The organism is Nonomuraea maheshkhaliensis (assembly GCF_039529435.1).
In the GTDB taxonomy this organism is placed as follows: domain Bacteria; phylum Actinomycetota; class Actinomycetes; order Streptosporangiales; family Streptosporangiaceae; genus Nonomuraea; species Nonomuraea maheshkhaliensis.
The window spans coordinates 14,281-32,130 of record NZ_BAAAMU010000025.1; the positions used below are offsets into that span (position 1 = coordinate 14,281).

24 protein-coding genes are annotated in these 17,850 nt (G+C 70.8%); 15 read left to right on the forward strand and 9 right to left on the reverse strand.

From position 1 onward, the window contains the following. The first annotated feature begins 36 nt into the window (after positions 1-36). The 4 genes from ABFX54_RS18875 to ABFX54_RS18890 all read left to right on the forward strand — a co-directional run bounded on the left by ABFX54_RS18875 (position 37) and on the right by ABFX54_RS18890 (position 3,318). Positions 37-474: a hypothetical protein gene (locus ABFX54_RS18875; protein ID WP_346106473.1), complete on the forward strand. Its 438-nt coding sequence runs from the start codon at positions 37-39 to the stop codon at positions 472-474. 34 nt (positions 475-508) lie between these two features. Then, positions 509-823 (forward strand): transcriptional regulator, encoded by a 315-nt coding sequence (locus ABFX54_RS18880; RefSeq protein WP_346106474.1) that lies wholly within the window; start codon positions 509-511, stop codon positions 821-823. A gap of 269 nt (positions 824-1,092) precedes the next feature. Then, positions 1,093-2,079, forward strand: a complete 987-nt coding sequence (locus ABFX54_RS18885; RefSeq protein ID WP_346106476.1) for a pyridoxamine 5'-phosphate oxidase family protein — start codon at positions 1,093-1,095, stop codon at positions 2,077-2,079. 60 nt (positions 2,080-2,139) lie between these two features. Further along, entirely contained in the window at positions 2,140-3,318 is a 1,179-nt protein-coding gene (locus ABFX54_RS18890; RefSeq protein ID WP_346106478.1) for a GDSL-type esterase/lipase family protein, read from the forward strand. Between the two features lie 78 nt (positions 3,319-3,396). Here ABFX54_RS18890 and ABFX54_RS18895 read toward each other — a convergent pair whose 3' ends face one another. Beyond that, complete coding sequence (locus ABFX54_RS18895) at positions 3,397-4,116, reverse strand: MerR family transcriptional regulator (protein ID WP_346106479.1); 720 nt, start codon at positions 4,114-4,116, stop codon at positions 3,397-3,399. A gap of 174 nt (positions 4,117-4,290) precedes the next feature. Between ABFX54_RS18895 and ABFX54_RS18900 the strand changes: the two genes are divergently transcribed. Together ABFX54_RS18900 and ABFX54_RS18905 are read left to right on the forward strand one after the other, a co-directional pair. Next, positions 4,291-5,163: a PrsW family intramembrane metalloprotease gene (locus tag ABFX54_RS18900; RefSeq protein ID WP_346106481.1), complete on the forward strand. Its 873-nt coding sequence runs from the start codon at positions 4,291-4,293 to the stop codon at positions 5,161-5,163. A gap of 174 nt (positions 5,164-5,337) precedes the next feature. Beyond that, positions 5,338-5,709, forward strand: a complete 372-nt coding sequence (locus tag ABFX54_RS18905) for a hypothetical protein (RefSeq protein WP_346106483.1) — start codon at positions 5,338-5,340, stop codon at positions 5,707-5,709. Between the two features lie 5 nt (positions 5,710-5,714). Here ABFX54_RS18905 and ABFX54_RS18910 read toward each other — a convergent pair whose 3' ends face one another. After that, entirely contained in the window at positions 5,715-6,368 is a 654-nt protein-coding gene (locus tag ABFX54_RS18910; protein ID WP_346106484.1) for an HNH endonuclease family protein, read from the reverse strand. Between the two features lie 117 nt (positions 6,369-6,485). Here ABFX54_RS18910 and ABFX54_RS18915 point away from each other — a divergent pair, with 117 nt between their 5' ends. The 3 genes from ABFX54_RS18915 (at position 6,486) to ABFX54_RS18925 (ending at position 8,152) form a co-directional block, all read left to right on the forward strand. Further along, positions 6,486-6,890: an RNA-binding S4 domain-containing protein gene (locus ABFX54_RS18915; RefSeq protein ID WP_346106486.1), complete on the forward strand. Its 405-nt coding sequence runs from the start codon at positions 6,486-6,488 to the stop codon at positions 6,888-6,890. A gap of 86 nt (positions 6,891-6,976) precedes the next feature. Further along, positions 6,977-7,666: a DUF899 domain-containing protein gene (locus tag ABFX54_RS18920; protein WP_346106488.1), complete on the forward strand. Its 690-nt coding sequence runs from the start codon at positions 6,977-6,979 to the stop codon at positions 7,664-7,666. Between the two features lie 51 nt (positions 7,667-7,717). After that, positions 7,718-8,152, forward strand: coding sequence for a GNAT family N-acetyltransferase (locus ABFX54_RS18925; protein ID WP_346106489.1), 435 nt, complete (start codon positions 7,718-7,720; stop codon positions 8,150-8,152). A gap of 2 nt (positions 8,153-8,154) precedes the next feature. On the opposite strand, the gene ABFX54_RS18930 is transcribed toward ABFX54_RS18925, so the two are convergent. Continuing rightward, positions 8,155-8,559 carry a DUF7144 family membrane protein gene (locus ABFX54_RS18930; protein ID WP_346106491.1) on the reverse strand — a complete coding sequence of 135 codons (405 nt, stop codon included), beginning with the start codon at positions 8,557-8,559 and terminating at the stop codon, positions 8,155-8,157. A 204-nt stretch (positions 8,560-8,763) separates the two neighbouring features. Between ABFX54_RS18930 and ABFX54_RS18935 the strand changes: the two genes are divergently transcribed. The 4 genes from ABFX54_RS18935 to ABFX54_RS18950 all read left to right on the forward strand — a co-directional run bounded on the left by ABFX54_RS18935 (position 8,764) and on the right by ABFX54_RS18950 (position 11,576). After that, complete coding sequence (locus tag ABFX54_RS18935) at positions 8,764-9,762, forward strand: NAD-dependent epimerase/dehydratase family protein (RefSeq protein WP_346106493.1); 999 nt, start codon at positions 8,764-8,766, stop codon at positions 9,760-9,762. A 252-nt stretch (positions 9,763-10,014) separates the two neighbouring features. Next, positions 10,015-10,698, forward strand: coding sequence for an RNA polymerase sigma factor (locus ABFX54_RS18940; RefSeq protein ID WP_346106495.1), 684 nt, complete (start codon positions 10,015-10,017; stop codon positions 10,696-10,698). After that, on the forward strand, positions 10,695-11,012 hold the full coding sequence (locus ABFX54_RS18945; RefSeq protein WP_346106497.1) for a hypothetical protein: 318 nt from the start codon (positions 10,695-10,697) through the stop codon (positions 11,010-11,012). The genes ABFX54_RS18940 and ABFX54_RS18945 overlap by 4 nt, the downstream gene beginning before the upstream one ends. Before the next feature lie 3 nt (positions 11,013-11,015). After that, positions 11,016-11,576: a TIR domain-containing protein gene (locus ABFX54_RS18950; RefSeq protein ID WP_346106499.1), complete on the forward strand. Its 561-nt coding sequence runs from the start codon at positions 11,016-11,018 to the stop codon at positions 11,574-11,576. 40 nt (positions 11,577-11,616) lie between these two features. Here the strand turns inward: ABFX54_RS18950 and ABFX54_RS18955 are convergent, their stop codons facing one another. The 5 genes from ABFX54_RS18955 to ABFX54_RS18975 all read right to left on the reverse strand — a co-directional run bounded on the left by ABFX54_RS18955 (position 11,617) and on the right by ABFX54_RS18975 (position 16,327). After that, positions 11,617-11,910 carry a hypothetical protein gene (locus tag ABFX54_RS18955; protein ID WP_346106501.1) on the reverse strand — a complete coding sequence of 98 codons (294 nt, stop codon included), beginning with the start codon at positions 11,908-11,910 and terminating at the stop codon, positions 11,617-11,619. A 228-nt stretch (positions 11,911-12,138) separates the two neighbouring features. Next, positions 12,139-12,648, reverse strand: coding sequence for a phospholipase (locus ABFX54_RS18960; RefSeq protein WP_346106503.1), 510 nt, complete (start codon positions 12,646-12,648; stop codon positions 12,139-12,141). Positions 12,649-12,870: 222 nt separating this feature from the next. Beyond that, positions 12,871-13,221 (reverse strand): YdeI/OmpD-associated family protein, encoded by a 351-nt coding sequence (locus ABFX54_RS18965; protein ID WP_346106505.1) that lies wholly within the window; start codon positions 13,219-13,221, stop codon positions 12,871-12,873. 54 nt (positions 13,222-13,275) lie between these two features. Then, entirely contained in the window at positions 13,276-15,792 is a 2,517-nt protein-coding gene (locus ABFX54_RS18970) for a polysaccharide lyase family 8 super-sandwich domain-containing protein (RefSeq protein ID WP_346106648.1), read from the reverse strand. A gap of 127 nt (positions 15,793-15,919) precedes the next feature. Further along, positions 15,920-16,327 carry a hypothetical protein gene (locus ABFX54_RS18975; RefSeq protein ID WP_346106507.1) on the reverse strand — a complete coding sequence of 136 codons (408 nt, stop codon included), beginning with the start codon at positions 16,325-16,327 and terminating at the stop codon, positions 15,920-15,922. Between the two features lie 73 nt (positions 16,328-16,400). On the opposite strand from ABFX54_RS18975, the gene ABFX54_RS18980 reads away from it, so the two are divergent. Further along, the gene (locus ABFX54_RS18980; protein WP_346106509.1) at positions 16,401-16,910 is read left to right on the forward strand and encodes a Rossmann-fold NAD(P)-binding domain-containing protein; all 510 of its coding nucleotides are present in this window, start codon (positions 16,401-16,403) and stop codon (positions 16,908-16,910) included. Between the two features lie 109 nt (positions 16,911-17,019). Continuing rightward, positions 17,020-17,451, forward strand: a complete 432-nt coding sequence (locus ABFX54_RS18985) for an anthrone oxygenase family protein (protein ID WP_346106511.1) — start codon at positions 17,020-17,022, stop codon at positions 17,449-17,451. On the opposite strand, the gene ABFX54_RS18990 is transcribed toward ABFX54_RS18985, so the two are convergent. Next, a complete protein-coding gene (locus tag ABFX54_RS18990; RefSeq protein ID WP_346106462.1) occupies positions 17,445-17,846 on the reverse strand; it encodes a hypothetical protein in 402 nt (133 codons plus the stop codon). The genes ABFX54_RS18985 and ABFX54_RS18990 overlap by 7 nt on opposite strands. Positions 17,847-17,850: the final 4 nt, after the last annotated feature.

A 17,850-nucleotide genomic window follows, 5' to 3' on the forward strand; every position in this document is an offset into this window, starting at 1 on the left:
TGACTTTCCAAGACGGAAAGTGATTGACTTTCCAATATGGAAAGTCATGACGGCCTCACCGCCATCGCCGAAGTGCGCGCGGCCCTGGCCGACCGGCTGACCCCTCCCTGGTGGTATTACCCGAGCTTCGGGCTGCTGCTGGCCTGCTGCGTTCTCGCCGTCGGGCTCGGCGGCACCGCGGTCAGGCTCGGCGGCGTAGTGCTGCTCCTCGCCGGTTGCGCCGCGATCGTCGCCGCCTATCGCCGCCGGACCGGTTTCTGGGTGTCCGGCTTCGACGCGGGCCCCGCCGGGCGGTGGATCGGCGCGGCCGGCCTGGTGACGATCCTGGGGCTCGTCGCCGCCTTCGGCGTCGGCTCCTTCACCGGCCTGCGGTGGCCTGTGTGGTGCCTGGCCGTGGTGGCGTTCGCGGCCGTCACCTCCCTGGGGCGGCGGTTCGACGTCGCCCTGCGGGCCCAGTTGCGGGCGGGCGCATGAGCGGGCGGTTCGACGCGGCGGCACGGGCGGGCGCATGAACGCCGGGTTCGACGAGGTGATCCACGCGCCGAACCGGTTGCGCATCTGCGCGCTGCTCGCCGCCTCCTCCGTCGCCGAGTTCGCCGCGCTGCGGGAGGTGCTCGGCGTGGCCGACTCCGTACTGAGCAAACACGTGAAGGTGCTGCAGGACGCCGGTTATGTCACGGTCTCCAAACCGACCGGGCGGGGCCGGGTGAAGACCTGGGTGAGCCTGACCGCCGAGGGGCGGCGCTCCTACGCCGGGCACGTCCAGGCGCTCAAGACCCTGCTCGACACTCCCGGCCTGCCCGCGGGCGCGCCGCACGAGTGAGAACGCACCCGTACGGGTCCGCGCGAACGTGAGCCGGCGCGGATCCGGGCTCTCCCCTGTCCCGATTCCGCGCTTCGAGAGGCATCAAGACCATGCGCACAGCAGCCCGACCCTCGCCCTCGCCCTCATCCCCGACGTCGCCCGCGCCGTCGTCCCCGTCGCCCTCGCCGAGCGGATCCGGCCCGCGGGCGAGCGCCGCCCCGCGCCACAGGATCAGGACCGCGTCCCAGCTCGAAACGATCATCGGACGCCCGGCGCCGCTCGTGCTGATGAAGGAGCTGGCGGAGCTGGACGACGCCGCCCGGCGCATGCTCGACCTCGCGTCGCTGGCGGGCTTCGGCTACCGCGACGCCGACGGGCGGCCCCGTTCGACGGTGGTCGGCGGTGCGCCCGGCTTCGCCGTGGTCGAGTCGCCGACGCGGTTCGCCTTCGCCTGCGACGCCGACGCGTCCGGACCGGTCTCCTTCGTCTTCCTGCTGCCCGGTGTCAGCGAGACACTCCGGGTCAACGGCTCGGTCGCGGAACGCTCCGACGGCCGCATCGTCGTCGCCGTCAGCCAGGTCTACGTCCATTGCGCACGAGCGATACTCCGCTCCCGGCTGTGGAACCCGTCCGTCGCCGCAGAACCCCCGGCTCACGCCGACGTCGCCGAAGGACCGCTGTCCGGTACGGGTATCGCCGGGTTCCTGGCGGCCTCACCGTTCGCCGTCGTGTCCTCGTGGGACGGCGACGGCGGCGGCGACACGAGCCCGCGCGGCGATCTGCCCGGCTTCGTCCGGGTGATCGACGGGCACACGCTGGCCATCCCGGACCGGCGCGGCAACAAGCGCGCGGACACCTTCCACAACCTGCTGGCCGATGACGGGTTCGCCGCGGCGATGCTCGTTCCCGGCCGGACCGATGTCCTGCACGTGAGCGGCACCGCGCTGGTCACCGACGACCCCGAACTGCTGGCCGGGATGGCGCTGGGCAGCGCCGTTCCGCAGGCCGCGCTCGTCGTCACGGTCGAGCGGGCCGAGGTGACGCCCAGCCACGCGGTCGCCGCCGCGGACCTCTGGGACGACACCGTACGCGCCGACTCCGCCACCCGGTCGGAGCTGATGGCGCTGACGACCAGGCAACTCGGCGCGGCGAAGCCGGCACTGCGCCGGCCGGTCCGCGTGCTGGCCGTGTTCTCCGGGCTGATCCGGCGGATCATGGACGCCTCCTACCGCCGCGCGCTCAGGAAGGAAGGCTACGACGACCGGGCTTCCTAAGTACTAGACCTAATTGCCTAAACTTGTTAGGAAAGACGCACCGAACGACAGGTTGAGGCGATGAGCACCGAACCCGGCTGGACCACCACCCCCGTCACCACCGACCTCCTGCGCGGCCAGCTCGACGTGGAGCCGACCGCGCACGGCCTGCTGCCGCACCGGCTGCCCGCACGGGCGCGCAGGCAGATCCCCGACGAGCAGACGGCCATGGCGCAGGCCCAGCCCTCCGGCGTGCGGCTGGTCTTCCGCACCGCGGCCACCACCGTCGAGCTGGACACCCTGCCCACCAAGCGGGCCTACCGCGGCTTCCCCGCCCCGGCGGACGGCGTCTACGACCTGCTGGTCGACGGCGAGCTCGCGGCCCAGGCCACGGTGAGCGGCGGCAGGCTCCAAACGATCACCGACATGTTCACCCAGGCCGTCGAGCTGACCGAGGGCCCGCCTGGAACCGCGCGGTTCACCGGGCTGCCGGCCGGTGACAAGGACGTCGAGATCTGGCTCCCGCACACCGAGATCACCGAGCTGATCGCCCTGCGCACCGACGCCCCGATCGAGCCGGCCCGCGACAACGGGCGCCGGGTGTGGCTGCATCACGGCAGCTCCATCAGCCACGGCTCGAACGCCACCCATCCCACCGCGATCTGGCCGGCGCTGGCCGCCGCACTGGGCGGGGTGGAGCTGGTCAACCTGGGGTTCGGCGGCAGCGCGCTGCTCGACCCCTTCACCGCCCGCGCGATCAGGGACTCCTCCGCCGACCTGATCAGCCTCAAGCTCGGCATCAACATCGTCAACGGCGACGTGATGCGCCTGCGTGCCTTCACCCCGGCGGTGCACGGCTTCCTCGACACCGTCCGCGAGGGGCATCCGGACACTCCGCTTCTGGTCGTGTCACCCATCCTGTGCCCGGTGCAGGAGGACACCCCCGGTCCGCTGGCGCCCGACTACGACGGCACGACCCTGCGGTTCAAGGCCACGGGCGATCCGGCCGAGCGCGCCGCCGGGCGGCTGACCCTGAACGTCATCCGCGACGAGCTCGCGCGCATCGTCGAGCAGCGGGCGGCCGACGACCCGAACCTGCACTACCTCGACGGCCGCGACCTCTACGGCGAGAGCGACTACGCCGAGTTCCCGCTGCCCGACGAGGTCCACCCCGACCCCGCCGGCCACCGCCGCATCGGCGCGAACTTCGCCCGCCTCGCCTTCACCGGCAAAGGCCCCTTCACCCCCGAAACCGCCTGATCCACCCGAGCCGCCCGAACCACCCGAACCGCCCGACCGCCGACATCGACCGCGTGGCCGGGCGTGGCCGGACCTGGGTCAGCCGTGCTCCTTCCAGATGCGGATGAGCACGTCGATCTGAGCCGGGTTGTACAGGTCGCGGATCGCGTCGAACAGCGCCTCGGCCGCCGCCTGCCGCCCCTGATCCGCCTGGTCGATGGTGCGCGGCGGCCCCGGATGCTGCTCGCTCAGCGCGATCATCCGCGGGGTGAGGTGCCGGGCGAGCCGTTCGCGCGTCTCCTCGTCGGCGTCCGGCGGGAGCGCGTCGAACTCGTCGGCCACCTCGTCCCGCTCGTAGTCGCGCAGCAGCGCCTGCCAGTGCTCCGTGTTGTCCTCCCCGACGACGTGGGAGATCACCGCGAACAGCGACCGGTCGGCGGGCGAGAGCCGCGCGTCGGTGGCCGCGGCCGAGATGGCGAAGGGCAGGTCGGTGGGCACCGGCCGGTGCCGCAGTTTCGCGATCTCCCGCCTGGCCTCCTCCAGCCGGGCGATCGTGGCGGCCAGTTCGGCGTCCACGGCGCTCAGGGTCTCGTCGAGGTCGTCGGAACCGTCCTGCATCGCCCCGATCGCGGCGAGCGAGAAGCCGAGCCCGGTCAGGCGGCGGATCTGCAGCAGCCGGACCAGATGCTCGGTGCGGTAGACCTTGTAGCCGTTCGGCAACCGTTCCGGCTCGTCGAGCAGGCCGATCTCGTGGTAGTGCCGGACGGTGCGCAGGGTCGTCCCGGCGAGCCGCGCGACCTCCCGCGTGCTCCACCCCATCCCGGCCCCCTCACCGCGCGCCCGACCTCGTGCCGGACCTGCACCACCACGCGCTCCACCGCAGGCCGGGCCCTGTCCGTGGCCGGTCGATTTGAGTATGCCGTAACGGCACGGTGTCTCCTTCAACCGGCGGCCCGCACCCCCGCGGGCACCGGAAGGAGACGAGGAATCGCGATGCGAACATCGACGAGCCCGGCGCGCGGCCGGGCATGGGTGCTCTGGCCGGTCGTGGCGGGTGCCACCTGGCTCAGCTCCATCTTCTGGGTGGGCACGCAGATCGGCCTGGACGGGGTGGCAGTCGGCCTGCCGTTGTCGGCACTCGTCACGTGCGCGGTGGCGGGCGCGTTCCTCTGGCTCGGCCGCCGACAGCATGGACGCCCGCGCCACCTGACCGTCTCGGCGTTCGTGTGGGGCGCCTCGATCGCCGCCTTCTGCTCGCTCTGGTCGCAACAGGGGCTGCAGGCCCTGGTCGACACCACCGTGGGCACCGAGTTCGGCGCCTGGTTCCGGCCGCTGGTGATCACCCCGGTCACCGAGGAGGTCTTCAAGGGGCTGTTCCTGGTGTGGCTGCTGGCGCGCCGCCGCGACCAGTTCGCCGCCCTGCCCACCGGCCTGCTCGACGGCATCGTGTACGCCGGTCTCGTCGGCGCGGGCTTCTCCTTCACGGAGAACGTGCTCTACTTCGGCCGCGCCGTCACCACCTTCACCGGGTCCGACACGTCCGACGTGAACGCCGTCGCCCTGCTCGGCGCCAGCCTCATCCTGCGCGCGGTGCTGGTGCCGTTCTTCCACCCGCTCATGGTCGCCCTGTTCGGCCTCGGCGTCGCCGCTGCCGCCCACCGGCCCGGCAGGGGCGCGCGTACGGGGCTCGTCGCCGGGGGCCTGGCCGTCGCGATCGTGCTGCACGGCGTGTGGGACTGGGCGGGGCTCGCCGGGGACGATCCGCTGCTCATCTACAAGATCTACGGCGCCGTGATGGTCCCGGTCTTCCTCGCGATGCTGGTGCTGGCCCTGGTTCTGCGCAGGCGTGAGCGGGCGCGAGCGTGATCGTCCGGGGGGTGTGTCCGGATCCGGCCATTTTTCACAGGTACCTTGACTGCTCCGCAAACACTTCGATCTTCCCTAGAAACGCCCGTCAGCTGCGGGGCCGACGTCCACGAGACGCCGGCCCCCCGCTTGCTAGAGTGACCCGGTCTCGCGGCGGCCATCCGGAGGACGACCTTGATCGAGCACCAGATCTTCGCTGAGAAGGTCAAGTCCACCCTGACCAGGGCCGGTCTGCCGATCGCGGGCACCTTCGACTCCTCGCTCACCTCCGGCGTCTACGTGGAGATCGCGGACGACCAGCGTCTTCCGCCGGAGCTGTACCTGAAATGGCGGGTCAACCCCGTCCTGACCCATCATTTCGTCCAGGTGGACATCGCCCGCCTCACCAGCGACCCCGTCGTGGCCGAGCTGAAGAACGCCCAGCGGACGATGAACACCGCGATCATCTCCATCCTCGAATTCGCCGGCTACGTGGCGCGGGTGAACCAGGACCTGCGCCCCGGCGAGATCCACGTCGTCGAGCCCGCCCCGAGCCCGGGACTTTAGCTCCCTCAACAGGTGCGGAGCATGTTGAGCAGCGCGCGGCGCTCGTTCCTGGTCACGAAGAGCCGGTAGTGGTGTTTCACGCTGATCCAGGAGGTCGCGTATCGGCACCAGTAGGCGCGGCGGGCCGGGCGCCAGCTCTGCGGGCCCTGGCCGCCCTTGGCGATGTTGGCCGAGTGGCTGACGGTCAGCAGCTCGGCGCGGGTGAGGTCGTTCGCGAAGGCGCGCCGTTTGGCCTGGCTCCAGCGTTTCGCCCCGGAACGCCAGGCGTACGCGAGCGGCACCACGTGATCGACGTCCACCAGCCGCTCGCTCTTCAGCCGCCGGCCGTCGTACGGGCTGTACCAGATCCCCTTGACCGGGTGGCAGGCCGCGTTCTTGCGGACGCGGCGGCCGTCGCGGGCCAGGACCAGCTCGCGGGTGCTGCACGCGCCCTTGCGGCGCGGCCAGTGCGGACGGAACTTCTTGCGGTGGTAACCCCGGATGGACAGGGCCCTGGCCACCTTGAGCTGGCCGAGCATGCGTTTGGCGTGGGCCTCCGACACCGTTTTGGGGCGTTTACGGGGCTCCGCGCCCGCCGGCGGCGCGATGAAGGCGGTGACGAGCAGGACGAAGACCACGGTGAGCATGGGGGCGCGGAACGCCCGCCTCAGGGGGACCATGACGGGACCCATCCCCCGCGCGGGGCGGCGCTATTCCGGCCGGGTTACGCCGTGCGCGGATCCGGCCGGGCCTGCCGGCGATCGACGGCGCGCGACGCCGGTCAGTACAGTGGCGGGGTGGCAGAGGAGCAGGTGAGCGCGCGGGTGGACAGCTGGATCTGGTCGGTCCGGCTGACGAAGACCCGTTCCGTCGCGTCCGACGCCTGCCGGGGCGGTCACGTCCGGGTCAACGGGGTGCGGGTCAAGCCCGCGCACGCCGTCCGGGTGGGTGACGAGATCAGGCTGCGGCACGACGGGCGCGAACGCGTCGTGGTCGTCTCCCGGATCATCACCAAGCGGGTCGGCGCCGCCGTGGCCGCCGAGTGTTACGTGGACAAGAGCCCGCCGCCTCCACCGCGCGAGGAGGTCGTGACGGTGGCCGTACGCGCCAGGGGCGCGGGCCGTCCCACGAAACGGGAGCGGCGCAGCCTCGACAGGCTGTTCGGGCGGCCCGGCGGGGAAGGGCGAGGCCACCGGGAGTGATCCCGCCGGGTGCACCGATGAGTTTCGCGGCCCCGTCCGGTCTACCTCTTCGTCCGGACGACAACACGTACGAGGAGTGACAACTCATGAGCACCAACGCGCTACCGCCCATCGTCGACGCCGAGACCTGGCAGAAGCAGCTCGACGAGCTGCGGGTCAGGGAGAAGGCGGCGACCCGCGAGCTCGACGCCATCGCCGCCCAGCGCCGCCGCCTGCCCATGGTGCGGATGCCCGACTACGTCCTCGACGGCGAGGAGGGGCCGGTCCGGCTCGCGGACGTCTTCGCGGGCAAGCCGCAGCTGATCGTCTACAACCACATGTGGTTCGAGGGCAAGGAGTGGCAGTGCCCGGGCTGCACCGGGTTCACCTCGCAGTTCACCCGGCTGGAGTTCCTCGACGACTACGACGCCCGCTTCGTCATCGTCACCCAGGGCCCGATCGACGAGGCGCTCGCCTACAAGCGGCGGGTCGGCAACAAGATGACCTGGTACTCCACCGCGAACAGCCCGTTCGGCTCCGACGTCGGTGCGCCGCCCGGAGGGGGCTTCGCGGTCAACGTGTTCCTGCGCGACGGCGACGCCGTCTACCGCACCTGGCACACCAACGGCCGCGGCACCGAGCAGCTCAGCTACACGTTCGGGCTGATCGACCTGCTGCCGTACGGGCGGCAGGAGGAGTGGCAGGACTACCCCGACGGCTGGCCGAAGGCACCCACCTACAGCAAGTGGACCGGCTCGAAGGAGATCGCGGCCGCGTACGGCCCTGACCCCGCCTGACCAGGCGCCCCTGTCACGAGCGTCATCCGAGGGGGCGTTAGGCTCGCCCGCATGCGGATCGTGGAACGCCCCCTCACGGACGCCGGTCTCGCCGCCCTGATCGACGCGGCCTTCGGCGAGCTGGTCGCCAAGTACGGGCCAGAAGGCCGCTCGGCCGTGCACGCCGACGCGAGGTTCCTGGTGGCGGAGGTCGACGACCTCGCCGCCGGGTGCGGCGCCGTCCAGCCGGCCGAGGGCACGACCGGCGAGCTCAAGCGCATGTACGTCACCCCCGGCCACAGGGGGCGCGGCATCGCCCGGTCGCTGCTGAAGGCGCTGGAGGGCCTGGCGGCCGAGATGGGCTACGACCGGCTGCGGCTGGCCACCGGCCACCTTCAGCCGGAGGCCATCGCCCTCTACGAGAGCGCGGGCTACCGGGCGACCGCGCCCTACGGCAAGTACGTGGGCGAACCGCTGGTCTACTGCTACGCCAAGGACCTGCGCTGAGCTCAGTCGAGCCTGGCCTCACGTCCGTGGACGATGAGCGCGTACAGGACGAGCACGTCGATCGCGATGACGGCGAGTGACCACCAGGGGTTCACCGCGATCCAGGTCAGTTGGGTGAGGGCGTTCAGCATCACCAGCACGACGCCGACGACCCTGGCCCAGTTCTGGCCGACCATGACGGCGACGCCGGTGGCCAGGACGAGCACGCCCAGGACGAAATGTACCCAGCCCCAGGTGGTGACGTCGAAGATGAGCAGGCGGGCGGCCGTCTGCACGTAGACGCGTTCGGCGAAGACGGCGGCCAGGCCGGTGATGACGTTGAACAGTCCGGCCATGATCATCATGGCGCCGCCGAACCAGACCCAGCCGACCCAGCCGGTCATCCGGGGTGCGTGATGGTAGGTCATCGGAGAGTCCCCCTTATCCGGTTCCGCCTCGTGGAGGCGTCGTCCTTTACCTCGTGTGCCCGGGTGGGAAGCAACGAAAGCGACATATGCCCATATATAGGACGAGAGTGGCCCATCTTTTGAAAAATGGGGATCTGTCGGTGCGGGGCTGTCGATCACGGAGTCTTGCGGATCACTAGGGTGGTCGACAAGGAGGCATCCGACATGTCAGATCTGCACGTGGTTCTGGGCGCGACCGGCGCGATCGGCTCGGCCGTCGTCGCCGCGCTCACCGCCCGCGGCCACCGCGTCCGCGCCGTCAGCCGCCACGCCACCTCGGGGGCCGGCCAGCCGCGCGCGAGTGGCACCGCTGGTGAAACCGCCGCCGGCGAGTCCGGTGCCACCTCCAGTGAGCCCCTGATGACCGCCTTCGCCGCCGATATCGCCACCGCCGAGGGCGCGGTCGCCGCCTGCCAGGACGCCGCCGTCGTCTACCAGTGCGCGCAGCCGAAGTACGAGCGCTGGGCCGAGGAGTTCCCCGCCTTCACCCGTACGGTGCTCGCCGGGGTCGAGGCCGCGGGCGCCAAGCTGGTCATGGCCGACAACCTCTACGTCTACGGACCCGTCACAGGACCCATGACGGAGGACCTGCCCCACGCCGCCACCAACCCCCAGGGCCGGGCCCGCGCCGAGGTGGACGCGCTGATCCTCGACGCCCACCGCGCCAGCCGCGTCCGCGCCACCCTGGGCCGCGCCTCCGACTACTACGGCCCCGGGGGCACCAACACCACCATCGGCCCGACGATCTTCGCCGCCGCGCTGGCCGGCAAGACCGCCCGCTGGGTCGGCGACCTCGACCAGCCCCACACCGTCGCCTACCTGCCCGACATCGCCGCCGCCCTGGTCACCCTCGGCGAGAACGACGGCGCCGACGGCCGCGCCTGGCACCTGCCCGCCGCCGAGCCCGTCACCGGCCGCGCCTTCCTCGACCTGGTCTGGGCCGTGGCCGGCGGCACCCCCAAGATCGCCGGGCTCGGGCGTGGCACGCAGCGCCTGCTCGGCCTGGTCAACCCGACCGTGCGCGCGCTCGGCGAGACGTGGTACCAGCGCGACCGCCCGTTCGTCGCCGACGACTCGGCCTTCCGCGCGGCGTTCGGCCCGGTCGAGGTCACCCCGCACGCGGCGGGCGTGGCCGCCACGCTCGACTGGTACCGCGCGCACTGAGCCCACCCCGCCAAAATTCGCCAGTAACGCAGCAACGCCCCTTTTAAAGGGCGAAAAGCGCTTTTGTTGCGTGTATTGCAGCTGATACGTGAATGCACCACATCGATGAGCGAACCATCGTCGATGCGTTACTCCACGTAGACATTCCGGGGTCGCCGCCGACTCAATGGGGTATCGGGACGAGGTCGTCCTGAGGCCACCTGACCGCGGAGGGGTAGCGCCCCGCACGCAATCACGCTAGGAGCGAGTGATTTGGCGGAAACAAGCGACGATGCGACGAGCGACGACGTGGCGCCCGTCCTGCTGGCCATCCCTCCCGGGAACACCGGCGGCCCGCGCCGGTCCGACGAGCTCGACCTGCCGCAGACCTGGGGCGCGTCGGATTCACCCGGCGCCCATATGAGTTGCCTGCTGGACGACTTCTCCGAATTCTTCAAGGAGACCTATCCGGCCTTGCTGGCGATCATGCGGCTGCGCACGCAGGACGACAACCTGGCCGCCGACATCTCCCAGGAGACGATGGTGCTCGTCCTCCGCCACTGGCAGAAGGTCTGCGGCGCCGAACAGCCCACGGCGTACGTGATCAGGATCGCGATCAACGTCTGGCGGCGGCTGCAGACGAGCAAGCTGACCAGGGAACGTGCCACCGACCTGACCAGGGAGGACGAGGCCCCCGGAGCGCGACTCGCCCACGAACCCCCGGACGAACAGGTGATCGGCGCCGCGATGGTCCGCTGGGCGCTGGACCGGCTGCCGCCGCGCCAGGCGGAGGTGGCGATCCGCCACTACATCCTGGACCACGACGTCAAGAGCATCGCCACGGAGCTGCGGATCAGCCCGTCGACCGTGCGCAGTCACCTGCAGAAGGCCAGGGGAGGTCTGCGTGAGCTGCTGCAGCCGCTGCGGCCGGCCGGTGGAGGAAGGCACCGCGCATGAAGAAGATGAGAGCCAAACAGTTGCGAGACGTCCTGCAGCGCATCTCCGGCACCGATTCCCTGGAGATGGAGATCCTGCTCAACGTCATCGAGTCCAAGTCGCACAACGCCATGCCCATTCTCGATGAGAGGGATCTCGAAGAGGCGATCGGAAAGACGGTGGAAATTCTGGAGGAACGCAACAACGCGCTTTCCCAGACGGCGCCGGACTGGATAGAGGTGCTGTCGGCCAGCGAGCCGCGAACGGGCGATCGCGGCGCCCCGAGTCTGAGCGAATTCACCTTTCCCGCGCAGTCTCCGCGGAAAGGTCACTGATCCGTGAGGTGGCGAAATCGCCGTAAGGTGTTCCTCGCGCACGGACGCTGGCACGAAGCCGTCGAGGCGATGAAAGCCTTCCTCGGCTCCCTGGGCGTCGAGGTGGTCGACTGGGACGCGGCCCGGCTGCGGGCGCGCCGGGAGGGGCAGCACGCCACGGACATCCTGGAGGCCGGGTTTCGCATGTCGTACGCGACCGTCGTGTTCTTCTCGCCCGACGACGTCGCCGCGCTGCATCCGGCGCTCGCGGAGGTGCCGGAGCGGCTGTCCGGCCAGCCGCGGCCCAACGTGCTGTTCGAGGCCGGGTACGCGTGGGCGCTCAACCGCGACCGTACGCTGTTCGTCGACTTCGGGACGCTCAGGTGGCCGAGCGACCTCGCGGGCGTCGATCACGTGCTCTTCGACGGCTCGGCGAAGTCGCGCAGGCAGTTCGTGGACCGGCTGAAGAACGTCGGCGTGCGCGCCGACACCTCGGGGGCCGCCTGGCTCTCCGCCGGCCGTTTCCCGCACCCCCTGCCCGAGGTCGGCGCCGCGCGGCTCCGTACCAGGAGAAGCCGCTCCTGAGCCGGCCCCCGCCGGGAGGCGGGGAGCCGGAAGAAGCAGGTCAGCAGCTGCTGGCGCCGTCGAACGTCCTGACGCCGCGGGCGACCTTGGACCAGATGGTGCCGCCCGAGCCGACGGTACGGCACTCGCCGTCGGTGCCGTGGGCCCAGATGATCTTCAGGCGGAGGGTCCGGCCGCAGTTGTTGCGCGCGTATCCGGTCTTGGTGATGGTGCCGGTGGTCTGCCAGACGACCACGCAGGAGGGCGCGTTACCGGCCGGGACGGCGGCGTGGGCCGGGAGCGCCGGGGCGAGGGCGCAACAAGCGAGGGCGAGGCCGGTGAGAGCACGTCGCACGGGGTGGATCCTTCCTGCCGCGAACATTGACTCCACGAGTAGTAATCGATTGACTACATAAAGTCAACGGTGGGCGTGAGGACGTGCGGGCGAAAGGAACGCGATGCGAAACCTATACAAACCGGACGATCGGCCATTAACCTGGCATCGCTCCAGTGGGGGCAACTGGAGCACCAAACTTCCCCACCGCAGGTGGCGGGGCTGACAGCGCGGGCTCAGGCGGCGGGCTCAGCCGGCGGGCTCGGCGGCCAGCTCCTCGGCGGGGTCCTCGTCGGCGGGGTTGACGTTGAGGTCGTAGCCGCCCAGGCGGTGGACCGCCTGGTAGTAGGACCAGGCGAGCCGGTCGCAGGCGAGCTTGCGCGCGCCCCCGTAGCCGGCGCACACCTGGTTCATGTCGTACAGGAACGCCTCGTCCACGTGGGCCTTGTTGGCCGGGAAGTGCTTGACGGCCTTGTAGTTGCGGTAGCCGAAGTCGTGGCGCGCGCACGGCATCCGGAAGTCGTACCCGAGCGGCCGGTCGGGGCTGCGTGAGCACAGGTCGGTGGACCAGTCGAAGCCGTAGTCGGTCCACGAGCCCGGGTCCGCCCAGGCGCCGTACCAGGCCGCGGCGCTGGACGCGGTGGGCTGGGTGAACGCGGACAGCGCGGCGAGCCGCTGCTCCAATGTCACCGCGTGCGCCGGAGCGGGCCACGCCAGGAAGCCGATCAGCGCGAGGGCGGCGGCGGATCGTCCAACCATGAGAACCTGCCTGTCTTGCCCGAGGCCGGAACCTGTCACGGCAAGCTTGGCCCGCGACACCCGGCCACGAGCCGTCCTACGGGGCAAGGTCGCCGCAGGATTTGATCAGGGTTCGCCCTGCCGATCACCAATGATCGGCAACCAGGCTCCCCGGGCGCGCACCGGGTGGCACTCCGGCGGCCGGGCTCTGACGGCACCCCGGCGACGCTCCGGCGGCCGAGGTCAGGCGGTGTTCCAGCGGCCGTCCGCCAGGGCGCGCTCGACCTCGGCCAGGCCGGCCGGAGCCATGCGGCCCTCCTGCCGCAGCCGGGCCACCCGTTCGACGTTCGACCTCGACCAGGCGCTGCGCCGGCGGCGCGGGGTGTAGCGCTGGAGGTACGTGGCGGCGTCGCGCCCGCGGGTCAGGCCGTCGATCCAGCCGAAGCAGAGCGCCTCTTCCAGCGCCTGCTCGTAGCCGAGGCTGGTCGGCTCCGTCGTGCCCTTCTTCGCCAGCACCACCCACGCCTCCGTCTCCGAGTCGTGGTGGTCGGCCAGCCAGGATCGCCAGGCGGCGGCGTCGGGGAGGATGTGCATGGCTCCATCTTCACGCGGATAAGTGCTCACCAAATGACCACTTTTCCAGATACGTCAGCGCAGGTTCGCGGTGAAGGTGCGGCCGTAGGCGTGGTGGGTCGTCACCTGAACCAAGGTGCCGCCGGGCACCCGCTTCGCCGTCACCCCCTCGTCCGCGCCGTCGAGCCTGAGCGACTCGCCCAGCAGCATCACCGTGACGCGGTCGCGCTTCATCGTCGGGTCGGACACGGCGACGGTCGTACGCCCGCCTGACCTGCGCGAATCGGACCGGACGATCACCGAGGCGGGGCCGTCGACGAGCAGGCGTTCGACGTGGCGGGGGCCGCCGGTGAAGACGTTGGCGGCGACGATGCCGAGCCCTTCGTGCCGGATCGCCTGCACGTGCCGGTCGTTGGCAAGGACGGTCAGCGGCCCCCGGGTGTAGGCACGCAGGCGGGCCCCGTCGGCGTTCGGCACCAGGGCGTACGCGAGCGAGGTGAGGCCGCCCTTGGCGGGATGCGTGATCGAGGCGGTGAAGACGTTCTTGGTCACGCTGGTGTCGGGGTTGGCCGTGCGGACGACCCTGCGGCTGCGGGTCACCGTCTCCAGCCCGGCGCTGACCGGCTGCCGGCTGAGGAAGGCGTAGCCGATGGCGGTGCCGCGGGTGCCGTTGGCGTAACGGAGCCAGCGGGGCGGCGCGCTGTCGCCCGGCCGCCAGTCCCGGCCGGTCCACGACTCGCCGGTGACCGTGACCGCGTCGCCGGGGGCGGCGATGCGGCTGTCCACGGTGGTGACAGCGTCGCGCCCGCCCTGTCCTGAGACGTCGGCCGCCAGCACCACGATCTCGTCGTCGAGCAGGAACCACGACTTGGTGGCGCGGGCGTTGCGGTAGACGACGAAGTCTTCCGGCAGGATGCCCGCCTGCTTGGCGGTGTAGGCGGCGTCGTCGGTCTGGATCATGCCGCTCACGCCGTACGCGCCGAGCGTGGCGCCGCCGGAGAAGGAGTTGCCCGAGACGGGGAAGTAGACGTAGGTGTTCTGGGACTCCGACGAGGAGGTGAAGTTGAGCGGATGTCCCGGGTTCTCGTACCAGAGGCGGCCGCCGTACGACTCGGGGACCGTCCGCCGCTCCTCGACCGGCGCGGTCACCCCGGCCAGCCGGTACGGCGAGACGGTCGTGTAGTAGTCGACGCCGAAGACCTCGCGCTGGTCCTCGCCCGAGAGGTAGAGGTAGTAGGCCCCGTCGCCCTGGAACCAGGGCATGAGGTTCTCGCCGCTCATGTACTCGTACTTGCTGATCCGGTCGGAGCTGCGCGCCAGCGCGAAGGCGTAGCCGGGGCGGCGGTGCACGGTCCTGTCCATGGCGTTGAACGCCACGCTGCGCTCGGCCGGGTTGAGGTCGGCGGCCGGGACGGAGGAGTCGGCGCGGATCGCCGCGTAACGGGCGATGCTGCCGGGAGAGACGAAGGCGGCCTGGTCGGCGGCCGGCAGGAACTTCAGGTACTTCTTCAGCGCCAGCGCGCCGGCGGCGTCCACGTGCTCGGTCAGGTCGGCGACGGCCTCGGCGATCACGCCGACGTCGGTGTAGCCGGTGGCGGGGCGCACGACCGCCCGGCCCTTGACGATCTCCATCATCCAGCCCTCGAAGATCAGCGGGGCGAAGCCGTCGGCGACCCAGCGGTAGACCACCGCGGGCAGGTCGGCCGAGGCGCCGCCGCCCACGCCTTCGAGCATCTTGAGCGTCTGCACCACGCGGCTGAGCAGGGCGCGGCCGTACGAGCCTGTGTAGGCGACGCGGTGGTGCTGGATGAAGGAGCCGTCGCGGTAGTAGCCGTCGGTGACGCCGTGCTGGAGGTCGTACGGGTCGATCGTGGCGAAGACGGTGGCCTGGTCGGAGATGGCCTTGCCGACCCTGGCGTCGTCGCCGGTGAGCGCGCCCTGGAGGATCCGGTTGGCGGTGATGTCGGCCAGGTTGGCGCCGGTGTGGAAGCGGGAGTCGAGGTCGACGTCGCCGTTCTTGCCGTTGCGCAGGTAGGCGTCCATCGTGGCGAGGTAGGTGGCCGTCAGACCTTCTGGCACCTGGTCGCCGAGCAGGGCGAGGGTCCTGCTCACGTGGGTGGGGATGGCGATCTCCCAGTTGTGCCAGTTGCCGTAGTAGCCGGCGGACTGGTCGCCGAAGTAGCGCTCGTGCAGCCACACCAGGCCGTCGGCGGCCCGTCGCCGCGCCGCCTCGTCGCCCTCGAGTGCGCTGCCGGGGGTGCGGGTGGCGAGCGCGATCTCGTACAGGTACTGGAAGGCCTGACGCAGTTGCACGTCGTCGGTGCCGAGCCGCAGGCCCGCGAACAGCTCGCCGTCGCCCGCCTGGTCCATGGCGGCCAGGCGCTGCCTGGCGGTGGCGAGGATCGAGGCGAGTTTGCCGGCGAGCTCGGGACGGGCGTTGACCTCGGTGGTGCCCGCGAGCATCGCCACGGTGTTGGCGAGCACGCGTGGATGGTCGACGGCCGCGGCGGCGCGCGCGGAGGCGGGGGTGGGGGTGGCCGCGGCGAGCAGGCCGGCGGCGGGGAGAAGGGAGAGAACCTGGCGGCGGGACATGTGCGGCACGGCGTGACTCCAGGCCGGTGGGGGGCTGCCCGGCTCACCTTACATGATCCCTTTCGTCCCAGTCAGCAACCGCTTTCCAACAAGTCGGCCCCAGTCTGGCAATCGCTTTCCACGCGGCTCAGTCGTCGGCGTAGGACAGGATCACGGCCTCCGCCACCAGCGTCACCTGGTTCTCCGTGTAACAGTCGGCCTGGTGCACGGCCAGCTCGGCGCCGCAACCTTCACAGACGAGGTTGGGCAGCCCGCCCTGCGTGTTGATCCCGCAGCAGCCGGTGATCCGGGAGGCGTCGGGGTGCAGCCGCGTGCCCATGGCGTCGCCGGGATGGATGACCAGGCCGGGCGGTTCGCCGGAGAACTCGCCCGGACGGTGGTTGGCCGCGTACGTGCCGCGCGGCATCCGCGGCTCCTTGATCCGCTCGTACCACTCGGTCGCCCCCTCAGGGGGCTCCTTCCACGGCGGCAGCGGGATCTTCCTGACGGGCGCGGTGATCGGGCGCCGGCAGGCGGAGCACAGGAAACGCGCCACGACGCGAGACTACTCCGGGGATGTGACGTACGCGCGCCTTGCCAACGGCGGTAGGCCGGGAGAACGTGACCATGTGCGAGATCCCTGGACCCCTGGCGGCAGCGACGGCATCGGGGCCGCGGGCGGCCTGCACACCTACCAGCTCGGCGCCCGCGGCGCCGGCCCGCCGGCCAGATCCCACGTCGAGGCGGAGCGGGCCCTGACCGCCGCACCGGTGCGCGCCACGCTGCCGCGGCCCGGCGCCTTCTGCGGCAACGCCCTCGCCTGGGCCCGGCCGATCAAGGCGGGAACGCCGGTCGACCGGGCGCAGTCGCTCACGTTCGCCGACCAGATCGCGGCGCTGTCCCGCGCGATCGGGCGCGAGATCGTGATCAAGCGGGTCAGCAGGCAGGAGTGGAAGGCGCAGGCGGGCCCGTACGTGGACGGTCCGGTCGGCGACGCGCTGCTCGACTACTGGGAGAGCCGCGACGGGCGGCCGGCCGGGCTGACGCCGGTGGTGGAGGAGCTGACCGGACGGCCCGCGCGCACCTTCGCCTCATGGGCGGAGGAGCACCGGAGCGCCTTCATCGACGGCACCCGCTGACGTAGGTAGCGGTCCCCCCAGGACTCTCGGGGTGCCGTGTGGACGCTCACGTATGGGGTTGAGCGGGACGACCATGGACCGTCCCGGCCGGCGCGGTCACGATATGACCATGCTCGCACTCGCGCTCATCACCCTCGTGCTGCACGGCGCCCTGACCGGCCTCTTCTACACCTTCTCCATGTCCGTCATGCCCGGCCTGAACACCCTCGCCCCCGCCAGGGCCGAGGAGGCGATGCGCGGCATCAACCGGAAGATCCTCAACCCGTGGCTGTATCTCGTGTTCCTCGGCTCGCCGGTGGCAGCGCTGGTGGCCGGGTTCGTCGCGTCGTCCGTCTGGTTCTTCGCCGCGGCGGCGGTCAACTTCGTCGGCTCGTTCCTGGTCACGATGGTGATCAACGTGCCGATGAACAACGCCATCGACGCCGGGACCATGTCGTGGAAGGAGTACTCGCCGCGCTGGACCGCGTTCAACACGCTGCGGACGGTGGCCTGCGCGGCCGGACTCGTGCTGGTCGGCATCGGCCTGACCGCTCTTCAGTAGATGCGGTACTTCTTGCCGCAGTTGTCGAACTTCCCGGCCCAGCAGGTGAAGGTGTAGACCTTCTTGATGCCCTTGCCGCTCCACGCGCCGACGACCTCACCGTCCCAGGACTTGTTGAACTTCTTCCAGTGACCACCCTGGTACACCTCGAACCAGACCCAGCCCTTCTTACCCCCGACCTTGTCCACCCCGTACCACTTCGTGAACACCTTGCCGTGCGACTTCCACGTCTTGCCGAACGTGTACGCCTTGTGATCACTGGAGAAGAACTTCCCCCAGCTCACCGTGGCCACCGTAGCGGCGCTCGTGGTGCTGGCCCGAGCCGCGGCCGGGCTCACCGCCAGACCCGTCAGAGCCGAACCGACCAGTGCCGCGATCGCAAGAGCCTTACGCATTTCG